Source organism: Acinetobacter sp. (assembly GCF_036666595.1).
Lineage (GTDB): Bacteria > Pseudomonadota > Gammaproteobacteria > Pseudomonadales > Moraxellaceae > Acinetobacter.
The window spans coordinates 1-13,785 of the sequence record NZ_JAVWVO010000002.1 but is presented as its reverse complement, the minus strand read 5'-3'; the positions used below and the strand labels follow the sequence as shown (position 1 = coordinate 13,785).

Genomic DNA, 13,785 nt, shown 5'->3' with positions numbered 1-13,785 from the left:
TTGAGTAACTTGCATTGATCATAAAAACCGAAGGACCAGATGATTATTTTCAATTTTAATCGTTTAAACAAATTGATTAAAATAAATCAATCGAAATACCAAAACATGGTGCGCACATGAACGATCAAATGAACCCTCCAGCTCCGCCGTTAAATCCTGTTCAGGCACTGAAATTTATTATAGGACTCAGTATTTTATACTTTGGCACCTTGCTGCTTTTGGTTCACTTATTTCGCTCAATGTAAGGCAACGGCATAACTATTTCGCTCAATCTCAACAAATTCATCTACACTAGAGTTTTCAATGTGAGATCGAATTTAGTGGAATATTTTGAGCAGAAGCAAGGTGGCGAAAAAACCATTTTAGTCAGTGTTGCCATCCATATTCTGGAAGACCTTGATGCAGAAGAATTTCGTTTGCTTGCTAAGTCGGCAGGTGCAGAAATTCTGGAGCATGTTCACGCTCAAAGATTCAAACCCGATGCTAAATATTTCATTGGTTCAGGCAAAGCAGAAGAAATTGCTGCTCGCGTTGAGGAACTTGAAGCCACGCTGGTGATTATTGACCATGCCCTAACACCCAGTCAGGAACGTAATCTGAGTCGCATTATCAAGTGCCGCGTTATTGACCGTACACGCCTTATTCTAGATATCTTTGCACAACGTGCCCGTACCCATGAAGGGAAACTTCAAGTCGAATTGGCTCAATTGGATCACTTGTCTTCTCGACTGGTCGGTACAGGCATTAGCCTCGATAGCCAAAAAGGCGGGATTGGACTCCGTGGTCCAGGTGAAACTCAACTTGAAACTGACCGTCGTTTACTCCGTGTCCGTGTTGGACAACTTAAAGATAAATTAGAAAAAGTCCGTCAGACCCGTATACAAGGGCGTGCTGCACGTCAAAAAGCCGCAATTCCAACCGTTTCTTTGGTTGGTTATACCAATGCGGGCAAATCGACCCTCTTTAACACCCTAGCCAAATCTGATGTTTATGCCGCAGATCAGTTATTTGCAACCTTAGATCCAACCTTAAGACGTTTGGAATGGGATGGTATTGGCCCACTGGTCCTAGCCGACACGGTTGGTTTTGTGCGTAATCTCGCGCATGCTTTAGTGGAATCGTTTAAAGCGACGCTAGAGGAAACATTAGAAGCCAGCTTGCTGTTGCATGTGATTGATTCGAGCAGTCCAGACCATATGGAACAAATTGAAGCTGTTGAAAAAGTGCTCAAAGAAATTGGCGCAGATATTCCAATCCTACGGGTGTATAACAAGATCGATCAAAGTGGTGAACAAGCCAAAATCATTTACGCTGAACCGAATGTACCTGAGCGTGTCTATGTCTCAGCACATACAGGCGAAGGCTTTGATCTACTACGCCAAGCGGTACAAGAGTGCTTGATGGGTCAAATTCAGAGCTTTGATGTCCTACTCAAACCAGCTTATGGCAAATTGCGTAATCAACTGTACGCCCTAAATGTGATTCAATCTGAAAATTATGATGATGAAGGCAACCTACACCTAGAAGTGTATATTGCACCGCATAAACTTGAACAATTGATTAAACAAGCACATTTACCGATTGATGAAATTTTAGGTTTGAAAGCACAACAATTTCATCGTGAACTCGAAGAATTTGAAATCAAAAACTAAATCGGTTAAAACGTGATAAGTAAAATGTTAATGACAGAACAAAATGGAATGGATAAAAACTGTTGATTGGAAAGCATGGATCGGCACGGTTGCCCTAATCATCGTCTTTCGTGAAGCGGCTGTGTGGATCACTGGACGTTTTGGACATCCTGAACTGGGCAATTTAATTGGACTGATTAGTTTATTAATCGTCCTTTTGGGTTGGAGAAAATTTCATAAAATTCCAGTACGTTTGGTCGATACCAACAATAAAATCATGAAAGAAAGTGCCTTTGCTTTTCTACCTATCAGTGCAGGCTCCCTGCTGATGATGACGCATTTAGGCAGTGAAATCCCAATGTTTTTGGTGGTGCTGTTTGTCAGCACACTAATTCCACTGTGGGTTTACGCAAAAATGTCTAAGAAATGGCTTTAGGAGTGTGCACATGATTCCCATTATTTTCGGTTTTTTCCTAACTCTCGTTGCCTATTTACTAGCAAAGCCACTCAACAAAAAACTGCCACAAATACCCGTGATTGTTTTTGGCATGTGCTTTGTGATTGCACTGCTCTTGTTGTTAAACATTCCGTATGAGCAATATATGGCACAGGTAAATCCAGTGTTTAACCATCTGCTCGGTTATGTCACGGTCGCATTAGCTATTCCATTAGCTGCCATGCGCTATGACGACCTCCCCCTCAAAGCCGTGGTGGGCATCTTGGTCTTTGCCAGTATCAGTGCGGTCGGACTGCCGATGGGGCTGGCTTATCTACTACATTTGTCCGATCCTACCATTATGGCATTTGCCACACGCGCAGTCACAACGCCTATCGCAATTAACATTGCAACACTGCTGCAAGCCCCTGTGAGTCTGGCAATTTTAATCGTGATTTTATCCGGTGTGATTGGTGCTGCATTTTCACCACTGATCCTCAAACATATTAATGATGAACGAGCATCGGGCTTAGCGCTAGGTCTTGCAGCTCATGCCATCGGTACAGCTCAAGCATGGCAACGGGGAAGTATTGCTGGACGTTACGCAGCCTTTGGAATGGCTGTCAATGCAGTATTTACAGCAATCTGGTTACCGTTGTTTATTCTATACTTGCAAAAAATGTGATATGTTCCTCACATAAACAATTGTATTGTTTAAAAAATCGACTTAAGATGAGTTTGTCGTTGATTAAATGATAAAAGGATTTTGTTCATGAGCAAATTGACACTTGCAATCGCATTCGCTACAACCGTTATGGGTAGTACAGCTTTCGCTGAAGATATTAGCGGCACTTGGAAAAATATTGATGACAAAACTGGGTCGTCAAAAGCCATCCTTGATATTCGCCAAGAATCAAACGGGACATATACCGCTAAGATCGTTAAAGTAACGCCTCGTCCGGGTTATACACCAAAAGAAACTTGTATTAATTGCCCTGCGCCGTATACCAATAAGCCTATTTTAGGCATGGATGTGATGAAAGGTTTGAAACACAGCGGTGATACCAATTACACGGGTGGAAAAATCATTGATCCACTCTCTGGTAATATTTATAGCTGTAAAGCAAAACTCAGTTCGAATGGCAAACGCTTAACCTTGCGAGGATACGTGGGCATATCTGCTCTAGGTCGTAGTCAAACGTGGATTCGAGAATAATCTAAGTTCTATTACTGAACAGGCTTGGTCTACGCAATCACTTAATAGATTCATTTTAGATTTTGTAGACCACCACTGAGTCACTCATACATTGCATCAAACTTAGTCTGATTGTTTCAAATTCAATGAATAAAAGAGTTTCAGCTAAGCATGTATGATTTTTCAATTTTTAAAGGCAACTGCCTAACTCATATCTAAACACAAAACAGTTTGCCTTGTGCAAACTGTTTATTTTTCTGTGTCTTGGATATCTTTTTGTGAAACTATAGAGAACCTTATATGAAAAGTAAGTTTTTTATCGCGGGATTAACATTGTCCATGCTTTGCGGGGGAGCATTTGCACAGGACTTAACAGGGACATGGCAACAAATTGATGATAAGTCAGGTTCACCTAAAGCAGTTATCGAAATTCGTAAAGAATCGAATAATACTTACACTGGAAAAATTGTAAAAATTACTCCACGCCCAGGCTATACACCAAAAGAAACTTGTGTGAATTGCCCTACACCATATACCAACAAACCAATTTTAGGCATGGACATTATTAAAGGCTTAAAGCATGTGGACGGCACCAACAACTACGAAAAAGGTCGTGTGATTGATCCTTTGTCTGGCAAACTTTATGATGCGAAAATGAAACTGAATGCCACAGGAAAGCGTCTTTCCCTACGTGCATACATCGGTGTTTCTGCTTTAGGTCGTAACCAAACCTGGTTAAGAATCGACTAAGAATAAAAAAAGCCACGAAGTTCGTGGCTTTTTTAATGCGTGTGCTATTGAACGGGATTATCAACTGCAAATAAGGTCTCATCTTCTAAACGATAAGCCATTAATTGATGTCCCCAAACACAACCGCCATCTACATTTTGAATCGAGTCTGAAATGGTTTTGCCTTGTAAAGCTGCCCAGTGACCAAACACAACTTTATGGGTTTGCGCTGCTTGTGAAGCAAATTCGAACCATGGTTTGAAGCCTTCAGGCATCGGGTCACTGAGTGAGTCTTTAAAACTAAACTCCAAACGCCCAGCACTATCGGTTAAACGCATACGGGTCAAATAATTTACAATACAACGTAAACGCGCGTGTCCCGTTAGTTCATCCGACCATAAGGTAGGCTCTTTGCCATACATTTCTTTTAAAAAGGCATCGACAACATCAAAATCATCCGCTGCAATGACCGCCTCAACTTCTGCGGCTAAAGCAGCAGTTTGTTCCGCTGTCCAATTGGTTGGAATGCCTGCATGAGTCAGAATCGTCTTTGCGTTTGGGAACACACACAAAGGTTGTTTACGTAGCCAATCAATCAAATCATCACTATCAATCGCATCAATTACATCACGAATGTTATCTTTGTCTTTAATTGCTTTAATGCCACGTGCAGCCGCCAGCAAAGTTAAATCATGATTGCCTAAAACTGTTGCAGCCGAATTACGCTCTACTAATTTTTTAATAAAGCGTAAAGCACCCAATGAGTTTTCACCACGAGCAACCAAATCCCCAGCAAACCAAATAAAATCTTGGTCAGGATCAAACTGAATAGTCTTTAGCAAGGCTTTTAGTGCTTCAAAACAACCCTGCACATCACCAATGACATAATTGTATCGAATCTCTGCACCTGTCACCTTAAGCCACCATTTGATCTGCTAATGCCACAAATTGAGCCAGTGTTAAAGTCTCTGGACGTGCCATCGGATCAACACCCGCTTGTTCAAAACCATCTTCAACCAACATGCCTTTTAAGCTATTACGCAAAGTTTTACGACGCTGAGTAAAGACGTGCGAGACCAAACGTGCCAAGGCTTTTTCATTTTTTGCCACAATAGGCTTAACCGCATATGGCTCTAAACGGAACACCGCAGAAGTCACTTTTGGTGGTGGGTTAAATGAACCGGGTGGTACTTCAAACAAGAACGTAGGTTTACAGAAATACTGAATCATCACCGACAAACGACCATATTCTTTGCTATTTGGAGAAGCCGTAATACGGTCAACCACTTCTTTTTGTAGCATAAAGTGCATGTCTTTAACTTTGTCACCAAACTCCAAGAGGTGAAACAAAAGTGGCGTCGAAATGTTATACGGCAAATTACCCACAACACGTAAAGGGCGACCATCTTCAAATAAATTAGTGAAGTCGTACTTCAGTGCATCAGTTTCAATAATGGTTAAACGTTCAGGATGTGGCACACGCCCTGGCAAACCTGCCGCCAAATCACGGTCTAATTCGACAACCGTGAGTGCGTCACACTCTCCAATCAACGGAGAGGTCAATGCTGCCAAACCCGGGCCAATTTCCACAATGTTATCACCTGAACGTGGTGCAACTGAACGTACAATCTTGGCAATCACACGTTGGTCATGTAAGAAGTTTTGCCCAAAACGCTTTCGCGTATGGTGCCCTTCATCTTTAGGGTTTAAGGCATTAATTTGATACATAAAATTTTCCAACGTGAGTTAATCACTGAACATTAGTGACGAGCTAATTCTAACGCTAAATCAACAGCAACCTGTAAGCTTGAGCTTTTCGCAAGACCTGTTCCTGCGAGGGAGAGAGCTGTGCCATGATCGACTGAAGTACGAATAAACGGTAAGCCCAAAGTAATATTAATGGCTTCACCAAACCCTTGCGATTTTAACACAGGTAAGCCCTGATCGTGATACATCGCCAAAACAGCATCGGCATCTTTTAAGTGTTCAGGGGTAAATAAGGTATCTGCTGGTAAGCTCAGGCTCATATTTATGCCTTGAGCACGGTAGCTTTCTAACACGGGGTTGATCACCTCAATTTCCTCCATCCCCAAATAGCCATCCTCCCCTGCATGTGGGTTTAAGCCACACACTAAAATATATGGATGCTCTTTTCTAAATTTGCTTTTTAAGTCTTGAATTAAAATATCAATCACTTGATGCAGTCGCTCTTTGGTAATCGCATCGGGCACAGCTCTTAAGGGCAAATGTGTAGTAGCCAGCGCAACACGCAAGGTCTTGGTTGCAAGCATCATCACCACACGTTCAACTCCAGCAAACTCTTGGTAGTATTCGGTATGTCCACTAAAGTGAATCCCAGCATCATTGATAACTGACTTTTGTACAGGTGCAGTTGCAACACCTACACTTTTACCGGACATGGCATAATCGGCCGAACGTCGTAGCTGTTCTAAGACATAGGGTGCATTTTGAGGATTGAGCTCACCCATTACAACAGCTTCACTTAAAGGCACATGCTCAACATAAAGTTGTCCCTGAGTTGATGATGCTTCTTGCCCTGAATATTCAATCAGTTCAATCTCCAATCCCAAACATGCTGCACGTGTACGCAGCAAGTTCATATCACCAAGGACCACGATCGGACGCTCATCTATACGAGCAGCAAGGCTTAAACAAATATCTGGACCAATCCCAGCAGGTTCACCACTGGTGACATATAAAGGCAGCATGATCAACTCAAATAAAATGCGTTTTGACTATTATACAACGTCTCACCCAGTATCTCCGCATTCACCGTACTCAACTTGAACCTATTCTTTTATATTCAAATTCTCACTTATCCTGTTTTCACATTCCATCGACTTTCAAAGAAAAAATAAAGCCTCAAACATATAAAACATGAGCAAAGAAATTGCGAGTCGTAACTCCTGCAATATCCGTTATATTAAAATGCTTCTATGATGATGATCCCGCATTTCATTCAGTGAAGTCATAAAGTTCAATATCGTTGTTTCCTCATTTTTTAAAGTTTGAACTCTTTTGTGATTTTTTAAAAAGAATAAACTTTGGTCTCTTCCTTTATGCTGGGAAATACCTTAAAATACGGCTCTTGAAATTTTATATTTTCATTTGTGATTCTGAGCAACTTCGTTTAGAATCGCGTCTCCTTTTGTTTGGACAGATTCCATAGTCCAAACCAACTATAATAGGTAGTGGTTTAATGAAAACTCTCAGCGCTAAGCCTGCTGAAGTTCAACACGACTGGTACGTTGTTGATGCTTCTGGCAAAACTTTAGGTCGCCTTGCGACTGAAATCGCTCGTCGTCTACGTGGTAAGCACAAGACTTCTTATACTCCTCACGTTGACACTGGCGATTATATCGTTGTAATCAATGCTGAAGAAATTCAAGTGACTGGTAAAAAAGCGCTTGATAAAAAATACTATCGCCACACTGGCTTCCCTGGTGGTATCCGTGAGACTAACTTTGAAAAGTTAATCGCTCACAAACCTGAAGCAGTTTTAGAAAAAGCTGTTAAAGGTATGTTACCAAAAGGTCCTCTTGGTTATGCAATGATCAAGAAAATGAAAGTGTATGCAGGTACAGAGCATCCACACGCTGCTCAACAGCCACAAGTTTTGGACATCTAAGGGATACAGCACATGGCTACTAATTATGGTACAGGTCGCCGTAAGACCGCAACTGCACGTGTTTTCTTGTCAGCTGGTACAGGCAAGCTCGTAATTAACAACCGTACTCTTGAGCAATACTTCGGTCGTGAAACTGCTCGTATGGTTGTTCGTCAACCTTTAGAGCTTCTTGAAGTTACTGAAAAGTATGACCTTTACATCACTGTTGCTGGTGGTGGTATCGGTGGTCAAGCTGGCGCTATCCGTCACGGTATTACTCGTGCGTTGATCGCTTCTGACGAAACACTTAAACCTGCTCTTCGTCAAGCTGGTTTCGTTACTCGTGATGCTCGTGAAGTTGAACGTAAGAAACTTGGTTTACGTAAAGCTCGTAAACGTCCTCAATTCTCTAAACGTTAATTCGTTTACCGAATCGGACAAAAAAGCCTTGGTTTATCCAAGGCTTTTTTTATGCGTGATTTTCAAGTTTTAAGTCTATGCTTCCTGCTTTGTTCGCACTCCATCCCTGTAGTTACATATTCCAGCTTATTTTGAAAACTGATGATCTTTGGGAAGTGGTGCATTACACGGCTCGTCGGTTTTCTCATCGACCATTTTCACAGGCCCATCATTATAAACAGTGACCTTACAGCCTTTTACTGTATATTCTTGCTGAATGCCGCCATACATCTCATCCTCAGGTACAGAAGTAGCGACATCACAGGCTTCATCGGCAATACAAGCTGCATATTCAGCAGTTTGCTGCACTACATCTACGTGTTCTGCTGCATCTTGATTTTGAGCATAACTATTTGAGATAGAAGTCATTAATATAATAACTGCGATCAATTGGGTGATTCTGAGCATAAACTGCATGGTTCTATCCTTATTTTTGATTTATTCCAAGTTGTTCGATTGTATAAGCATATTAAAGTTAAGATGATTTTATTGGCTATTTTTAGTATTCTAACCGATTCACTTCACCTAGTTTCTTGAAATATGTCTGTCGAAACTACTCCGCTTCAAGGAATTACGCTGTATAGCCATGCAGATGATTTTCGCTCCCATTGGATTCGTTATGTACTTGCAGAGAAGCAAATTAAATACCATTTGGTTTTAAGTGATGCTGATGATGAAGATCTTGCCAGCTTAAACCCTTATAATCAGCTACCGATGTTGATTGAAAATGATTTAAAACTATTTAATGCCAATATCATCTCCGAGTATTTAGACGATCGTTATCGACAAAATAAGCTCTATGCCGACGCGCCTATGCCTCGTGCGGAACAGCGTCAGTATATTTGGCGCTTTGAACAAGATTGGTTAAAGCTTGCTGATATGATGCTGCGCCATCCAGATACACTCGATGAACAAGCAAAACTGCAAGCACAAAAGAAACTGAAAGACACACTCATTTCCCTAACACCATTGTTTCAGCATTTCCCCTATTTCATGTCAGAAAGCTTTAGTATTTTAGATTGCATGCTCGCACCCATCTTTCTACGCTTAAACAGCATGGGCGTGCATTTACCCAAACAGCAATGTCGCCCAATCTACTTATATTGCCAACGTATTTTTAGTCGTCCTGCATTTTTAAAGTCTTTAACTTTGCAGGAGAAAAACCATTATAAACCTGAATTTAAACAGCCGTAGAGAATATTATGTCTGATCAAGAATTAAACCTTACGCCGACTCGTCCATATTTAGCTCGCGCCATTTATGAATGGATTTGTGATAACCAACTGACACCACATTTATTGGTCGATGCAACCCAGCCCAATACTCTCGTTCCTGAACAGTTTATTCAAGATGGACAGATTGTCTTAAACATCGTCCCTCATGCCGTACATGCGCTACATATGAGCAACGATGCGATTGCCTTCTCTGCACGTTTTGGTGGGGTATCTCGTGATATTTATGTCCCACTTAATGCTGTGATTGGCATTTATGCCCGTGAAAATGGACAAGGCTTATTCTTCGACCCAAGTGAGTATGACAATCATACCCAAAGTGAGCAAAATGCTTTAAAATCAGACAATGAAGAAAAAACTGAACCCGCTAAGAAAAAACCAAGTTTAAGGTTATTAGATTAATAAAATGGAGTAATTATATGGCTTTTGATTTAGTACAATATTTTGCAGAGCAGATTAAAATTCAAAAGCCTGAGCTTCTGAGTCAATATTCAGATGAGGAGCGACTTCAATATCTTTCTGAGGCCAACACCCTCTCCCTTGGAAAACTCATCACTTTGATGCGTCAAGATGGCACCAAGCTCTATCATGAGATTCAAACTCAGGATCATCTCTATATTCAAGAACTTGCAAGGCATCTCACCACGTCTCCGCAAAATGAATCACAGTTAGCGAAGGCAGACTTAGAACATAGCTTGACTACAATGTTGGGTCTTCAGTTTGCTGAACTCAAACAACTTGATGTCACGGGAAACTTTGGCGAACATGGAATACGTGAGCTGCTTGTCGGTCAAATCGAGCACCTCTCTGGTCTGGCTGATGACTGGGTTTGGACAACAAGTGAGCTAACAGAACTGATTGGCTCTAAACCAAAGCCTGAAGAAGAGCTATCATTAGAAGAGACGATGAAGGAGTTTAATCAAATGGTAAATCAACACGCAACAGACCACTCAGATCAGCTACACACACAGGTAGCAGAGCAAAATCCAACGCCAACATGGGCAAAACTGATTGAGCCTGCTGTGGCTATCGCGATTTTATGGGGACTTTATTGCGCAGCAAGTCAAATGTTTCTCTAATGTCCAAGGGATGCACTCATTTTGCGCATCCCTTTATTTTTTAATGAAAAATAATTATATATTTCATCTTTAAAAATCAAAAAAATCGATTTCTTTTTTGCTTTTATTTGTCCAAATGGTAAAAGTTACATTTTGTTACAATAGCAAATAAATTAAACACTATTTCAAATAACAATAAACTTTCTCACACTCCTTTTTAAAATACGCAAACTTAATCACAGAATTTGTAGCAAAAACTGACTAAAAGCCTCGGGTTTAATCGTACATTTATTCATCTTTTTTTTGTTACATTTATTTATATTGATAATTTTTTCACGCCGTCCATATAATTAAATCGACTTGTGAAACAACAAGTTAAAAGGATTTCAAAACTCATAAAATTAAAGAGAAAAACTATGGCTAAAGTGTCATTGGAAGCATTAGCAAATATCGATGGATTCTATGCAGCAGCATTGGTCGATGGGGAAAGTGGTTTGGCCCTAGCAACTCAAGGCGGTGGAAGCATCGATTTAGAACTCGCGGCTGCAGGTAATACTGAAGTCGTTCGCTCAAAACGACGTGTTGCACAAGCATTGAACTTGAATGACACCATCGAAGATATTTTAATTACGCTGGGTAAACAGTATCACCTTATTCGTCCTTTAGAAGGCAATGACAAAATTTTCTTATATCTTGTCCTTGAACGCTCTAAAGCAAATCTTGCCATGGCTCGCCATGAACTCAAAGGATATGAAAAAGGCCTAGATTTTTCTTAATTTGAATTGCCCCTTTCTCATCCTTTTGGGAAAGGGGTTGTATGCGTTGTCCTCTTCAACCTAATTAAATTAAAGAAACACTATGAATAAGCAATATATTAATATTGCGATTACCGGCCTGAGTTCAAACCATTCTGACGAACTTAAAACACAGCTACGTAATCTCATTCCTCAAGAGTATCAAATTAACTGGAGCTCCGCTGCTGACCCAACTATTGATTGTTTATTTATCCATGAAAGTTTTTATGAAACCGAAGGGATCCAAAAGATCATTCGAAGTCGTCAGTTCCCATGGCTAAAAATTTCTAAGCAAACCCATAACGAAAACCGACTCCACGAAAACACACTTTCTTTACCAATTACACACCTTGAAAGCTTCTCGAATTGGATTATTCAACATCTACTACATCCCTCTTTTGAGAATCAACAAACCCTTCCTATCGAAACTCAGAATAAAAAAACACCCTACAAATTAGAATATTTCAGCAAAATGCTGGATACCGAACGCAACTCAAAGCTACATCTTTTTGATACTTTGGGCACCATTGCCATTATTGATATTCAGAAAAATATCGCTTGGCTCAATACAGAACGAGAACAAGCCTTTACAGATTCTGGTTTTGATTATGACATTGCCAGCACTAGTAACTTCATGAAAGTCTCACGTAAGCAACCCCATATACTTAGCGACTGGCTATGGCAGTTTTTTTGGGATTCACCCATATTTTTGAAAGAAATTGCACCTGAAGATGGGCATTTTAAGATCCATATGTGGCCTAAGCCAGCAAACAATGTGGACAGGAAAACCATTTTTCAACTTTCCAGCTGCTTTATTCAAGGTGGTAAAATTTCAAAAATTGCAACGCAATTGAACCTCCCTATTGAAACTGTGCAGCGCTTTATTGCAGCCAATATCGCGACCCACAATCTCTCAAAAATCAACATTTGGGATAAACACTTTAACCCGCCAGAAATGCCTCAAGTTGATGAAGAAGCAGGATTAATTAAAAGCTTTTTTGGAAAACTAAGAAAAAAACTAGGCATATAGGATACCAATATGATTTTACAACGCTTTAAAATTGTTTTTGCTGGTGGTATGGGCGCGGGTAAAACGGAGGCGATTCGATCACTTTCAGAGATTCCCGTACTGCAAACGGAGGCTTTCAATACAGATGCACAGCGCCATACCAAATTAGAAACCACTGTTGGTATTGACTATGGTGAAATCACGCTTGATGAAAACCTGACCATTGGGCTATATGGTACACCTGGGCAAAGTCGCTTCGACTTTATTTGGTCTGCCATTACCAAAGGTGCTATTGGTGCAGTGATTTTGATTGACCATCATTCAGATAACCCTATTCAAGAATTAGAAAGCTATCTGGAAACCTTTCAAAACTTTACCGACAATATTGCAATCGGCATTACACATACCGATCTTCTTTCTGAGTCAACCAAATCAACCACTATCTATAAAGACTGGTTACTACAAAATGACCTCTTTTCTCCACTCTTCTTTATTGATGCAAGGAAGAAAGATGACGTTTTATTATTATTAGAAGCGCTCATTACATCCATTGAAATCAACTCAAATATTGCCAATTAACCCTTAACGAGGTTCTATATGTTTACTTTAGCGCAAAGCCGCACAGCACCAAAAGAGTTAATTGATTTTGCAAAGAGTGAGATTCAAGATGTTCTCATGAATGTCCGCAGTGTCAATTATGTCATGCTATGTAGCACAGATGGCTTCGAGTTAGCCCATGTCTATAAGAGAGATGGTTATAACAGCACGAAACTTGCAGCAGTTAGTAGCTCGATTCTAGCTATGGTTGCAGCCTTTATGAATGAAATTCATCTCGAAGGTTGTCAATCCATTACTTTAGATGCGGACAATGGCAAAGCCATTTTAACTTCAATCCCCTCTTCAAATCATCCAATGATTATCGTAACGCTGACTGAAAAAGATGTACTCTTAGGGCAGCTACTCTACACGTTAAAAAATGCCAGCAACCGTGTTATGCAATACTGATGACATTAAATAACCAAATCAAATTTTTAATCAGAATTAAACCTATTAAATTTTAAGCTAATTTTCTCTATTTTTTATATTTTTAATCTTCCGCACATAAAAAATCCCCCTCAGCTTTAAGCGGAGGGGGATTTTGAATTAATGAGCTGGCGATGACTTACTCTCACATGGATAACTCCACACTACCATCAGCGCTAAGAGGTTTCACTTCTGAGTTCGGGAAGGGATCAGGTGGTTCACTCTTGCTATTGTCGCCAGCACAACTGTTTATGACTATTCGTTGGGTCTAACCTCAGAGCAGTGCTCTTCGTGCCTAACTTTCATCAAATGAGTTATTAACAGAACATCTGAGTTAATTTAATTTGCACATTGTACTTAGCTTTATAACTAAATCAAGTTGTTTGCAGTGATTTGAACCACAACACCAACTGTTTGGGTGTTGTATAGTCAAGCCTCACGAGCAATTAGTATTGGTCAGCTTCACATATCACTATGCTTCCACATCCAACCTATCAACGTCGTAGTCTTCAACGGCTCTTTAGAGGACATAAAGTCCTAGGGAAATCTTATCTTGAGGTAGGCTTCCCGCTTAGATGCTTTCAGCGGTTA

Annotated in this window: 19 protein-coding genes and 2 rRNA genes; 15 read left to right on the top strand and 6 right to left on the bottom strand. The window is 40.4% G+C overall.

Annotated elements, in window-relative coordinates; translation table 11 throughout:
- Positions 1–116: 116 nt before the first annotated feature.
- The 6 genes from RR876_RS03310 to RR876_RS03285 all read left to right on the top strand — a co-directional run bounded on the left by RR876_RS03310 (position 117) and on the right by RR876_RS03285 (position 4,012).
- Entirely contained in the window at positions 117–245 is a 129-nt protein-coding gene (locus RR876_RS03310) for a hypothetical protein (RefSeq protein ID WP_265102690.1), read from the top strand.
- A 75-nt stretch (positions 246–320) separates the two neighbouring features.
- Entirely contained in the window at positions 321–1,652 is a 1,332-nt protein-coding gene (gene hflX, locus RR876_RS03305; protein ID WP_332478401.1) for a ribosome rescue GTPase HflX, read from the top strand.
- A 43-nt stretch (positions 1,653–1,695) separates the two neighbouring features.
- Complete coding sequence (locus RR876_RS03300) at positions 1,696–2,067, top strand: hypothetical protein (protein WP_332478384.1); 372 nt, start codon at positions 1,696–1,698, stop codon at positions 2,065–2,067.
- A 10-nt stretch (positions 2,068–2,077) separates the two neighbouring features.
- A complete protein-coding gene (locus RR876_RS03295) occupies positions 2,078–2,752 on the top strand; it encodes an LrgB family protein (RefSeq protein ID WP_004695104.1) in 675 nt (224 codons plus the stop codon).
- 87 nt (positions 2,753–2,839) lie between these two features.
- A complete protein-coding gene (locus tag RR876_RS03290; protein WP_010327459.1) occupies positions 2,840–3,283 on the top strand; it encodes a DUF2147 domain-containing protein in 444 nt (147 codons plus the stop codon).
- 279 nt (positions 3,284–3,562) lie between these two features.
- Positions 3,563–4,012, top strand: coding sequence for a DUF2147 domain-containing protein (locus RR876_RS03285; protein ID WP_058951671.1), 450 nt, complete (start codon positions 3,563–3,565; stop codon positions 4,010–4,012).
- Positions 4,013–4,056: 44 nt separating this feature from the next.
- On the opposite strand, the gene RR876_RS03280 is transcribed toward RR876_RS03285, so the two are convergent.
- The 3 genes from RR876_RS03280 to pdxA are packed head-to-tail and all read right to left on the bottom strand — an operon-like array spanning position 4,057 to position 6,720.
- Complete coding sequence (locus RR876_RS03280) at positions 4,057–4,905, bottom strand: symmetrical bis(5'-nucleosyl)-tetraphosphatase (protein ID WP_332478383.1); 849 nt, start codon at positions 4,903–4,905, stop codon at positions 4,057–4,059.
- A gap of 1 nt (position 4,906) precedes the next feature.
- The gene (gene rsmA, locus RR876_RS03275; RefSeq protein ID WP_004695098.1) at positions 4,907–5,719 is read right to left on the bottom strand and encodes a 16S rRNA (adenine(1518)-N(6)/adenine(1519)-N(6))-dimethyltransferase RsmA; all 813 of its coding nucleotides are present in this window, start codon (positions 5,717–5,719) and stop codon (positions 4,907–4,909) included.
- 32 nt (positions 5,720–5,751) lie between these two features.
- Positions 5,752–6,720, bottom strand: a complete 969-nt coding sequence (pdxA, locus tag RR876_RS03270; protein WP_332478382.1) for a 4-hydroxythreonine-4-phosphate dehydrogenase PdxA — start codon at positions 6,718–6,720, stop codon at positions 5,752–5,754.
- Between the two features lie 491 nt (positions 6,721–7,211).
- Here pdxA and rplM point away from each other — a divergent pair, with 491 nt between their 5' ends.
- Entirely contained in the window at positions 7,212–7,640 is a 429-nt protein-coding gene (rplM, locus tag RR876_RS03265) for a 50S ribosomal protein L13 (protein ID WP_004695096.1), read from the top strand.
- Positions 7,641–7,652: 12 nt separating this feature from the next.
- Positions 7,653–8,039, top strand: coding sequence for a 30S ribosomal protein S9 (gene rpsI, locus RR876_RS03260; protein WP_004695095.1), 387 nt, complete (start codon positions 7,653–7,655; stop codon positions 8,037–8,039).
- Positions 8,040–8,165: 126 nt separating this feature from the next.
- Here the strand turns inward: rpsI and RR876_RS03255 are convergent, their stop codons facing one another.
- Positions 8,166–8,495 (bottom strand): hypothetical protein, encoded by a 330-nt coding sequence (locus tag RR876_RS03255; protein WP_332478379.1) that lies wholly within the window; start codon positions 8,493–8,495, stop codon positions 8,166–8,168.
- A 123-nt stretch (positions 8,496–8,618) separates the two neighbouring features.
- Here RR876_RS03255 and RR876_RS03250 point away from each other — a divergent pair, with 123 nt between their 5' ends.
- The 7 genes from RR876_RS03250 to RR876_RS03220 all read left to right on the top strand — a co-directional run bounded on the left by RR876_RS03250 (position 8,619) and on the right by RR876_RS03220 (position 13,176).
- A complete protein-coding gene (locus RR876_RS03250) occupies positions 8,619–9,272 on the top strand; it encodes a glutathione S-transferase N-terminal domain-containing protein (RefSeq protein WP_332478378.1) in 654 nt (217 codons plus the stop codon).
- Between the two features lie 8 nt (positions 9,273–9,280).
- The gene (locus RR876_RS03245; protein ID WP_332478377.1) at positions 9,281–9,712 is read left to right on the top strand and encodes a ClpXP protease specificity-enhancing factor; all 432 of its coding nucleotides are present in this window, start codon (positions 9,281–9,283) and stop codon (positions 9,710–9,712) included.
- A 17-nt stretch (positions 9,713–9,729) separates the two neighbouring features.
- Positions 9,730–10,389 (top strand): hypothetical protein, encoded by a 660-nt coding sequence (locus tag RR876_RS03240; protein WP_332478376.1) that lies wholly within the window; start codon positions 9,730–9,732, stop codon positions 10,387–10,389.
- A gap of 395 nt (positions 10,390–10,784) precedes the next feature.
- Complete coding sequence (locus tag RR876_RS03235) at positions 10,785–11,144, top strand: hypothetical protein (protein ID WP_004983207.1); 360 nt, start codon at positions 10,785–10,787, stop codon at positions 11,142–11,144.
- 82 nt (positions 11,145–11,226) lie between these two features.
- Complete coding sequence (locus RR876_RS03230; protein WP_332478375.1) at positions 11,227–12,192, top strand: hypothetical protein; 966 nt, start codon at positions 11,227–11,229, stop codon at positions 12,190–12,192.
- Positions 12,193–12,201: 9 nt separating this feature from the next.
- A complete protein-coding gene (locus RR876_RS03225; protein ID WP_004695077.1) occupies positions 12,202–12,750 on the top strand; it encodes an ATP/GTP-binding protein in 549 nt (182 codons plus the stop codon).
- A gap of 18 nt (positions 12,751–12,768) precedes the next feature.
- Positions 12,769–13,176, top strand: a complete 408-nt coding sequence (locus RR876_RS03220) for a roadblock/LC7 domain-containing protein (RefSeq protein WP_087012447.1) — start codon at positions 12,769–12,771, stop codon at positions 13,174–13,176.
- A gap of 144 nt (positions 13,177–13,320) precedes the next feature.
- Here RR876_RS03220 and rrf read toward each other — a convergent pair.
- A 5S ribosomal RNA gene (rrf, locus tag RR876_RS03215) occupies positions 13,321–13,435 on the bottom strand.
- Positions 13,436–13,619: 184 nt separating this feature from the next.
- A 23S ribosomal RNA gene (locus RR876_RS03210) occupies positions 13,620–13,785 on the bottom strand; the annotation flags it as partial.

Coding starts and splice junctions, on each gene's coding strand:
- RR876_RS03255 (WP_332478379.1), bottom strand. CDS start 8,495: ATGCAGTTTATGCTCAGAATCACCCAATTGATCGCAGTTATTATATTA.
- RR876_RS03290 (WP_010327459.1), top strand. CDS start 2,840: ATGAGCAAATTGACACTTGCAATCGCATTCGCTACAACCGTTATGGGT.
- RR876_RS03285 (WP_058951671.1), top strand. CDS start 3,563: ATGAAAAGTAAGTTTTTTATCGCGGGATTAACATTGTCCATGCTTTGC.
- RR876_RS03245 (WP_332478377.1), top strand. CDS start 9,281: ATGTCTGATCAAGAATTAAACCTTACGCCGACTCGTCCATATTTAGCT.
- RR876_RS03300 (WP_332478384.1), top strand. CDS start 1,696: ATGGAATGGATAAAAACTGTTGATTGGAAAGCATGGATCGGCACGGTT.
- RR876_RS03220 (WP_087012447.1), top strand. CDS start 12,769: ATGTTTACTTTAGCGCAAAGCCGCACAGCACCAAAAGAGTTAATTGAT.
- RR876_RS03225 (WP_004695077.1), top strand. CDS start 12,202: ATGATTTTACAACGCTTTAAAATTGTTTTTGCTGGTGGTATGGGCGCG.
- rpsI (WP_004695095.1), top strand. CDS start 7,653: ATGGCTACTAATTATGGTACAGGTCGCCGTAAGACCGCAACTGCACGT.
- rplM (WP_004695096.1), top strand. CDS start 7,212: ATGAAAACTCTCAGCGCTAAGCCTGCTGAAGTTCAACACGACTGGTAC.
- RR876_RS03235 (WP_004983207.1), top strand. CDS start 10,785: ATGGCTAAAGTGTCATTGGAAGCATTAGCAAATATCGATGGATTCTAT.
- pdxA (WP_332478382.1), bottom strand. CDS start 6,720: ATGCTGCCTTTATATGTCACCAGTGGTGAACCTGCTGGGATTGGTCCA.
- RR876_RS03240 (WP_332478376.1), top strand. CDS start 9,730: ATGGCTTTTGATTTAGTACAATATTTTGCAGAGCAGATTAAAATTCAA.
- rsmA (WP_004695098.1), bottom strand. CDS start 5,719: ATGTATCAAATTAATGCCTTAAACCCTAAAGATGAAGGGCACCATACG.
- RR876_RS03310 (WP_265102690.1), top strand. CDS start 117: ATGAACGATCAAATGAACCCTCCAGCTCCGCCGTTAAATCCTGTTCAG.
- RR876_RS03230 (WP_332478375.1), top strand. CDS start 11,227: ATGAATAAGCAATATATTAATATTGCGATTACCGGCCTGAGTTCAAAC.
- RR876_RS03295 (WP_004695104.1), top strand. CDS start 2,078: ATGATTCCCATTATTTTCGGTTTTTTCCTAACTCTCGTTGCCTATTTA.
- RR876_RS03250 (WP_332478378.1), top strand. CDS start 8,619: ATGTCTGTCGAAACTACTCCGCTTCAAGGAATTACGCTGTATAGCCAT.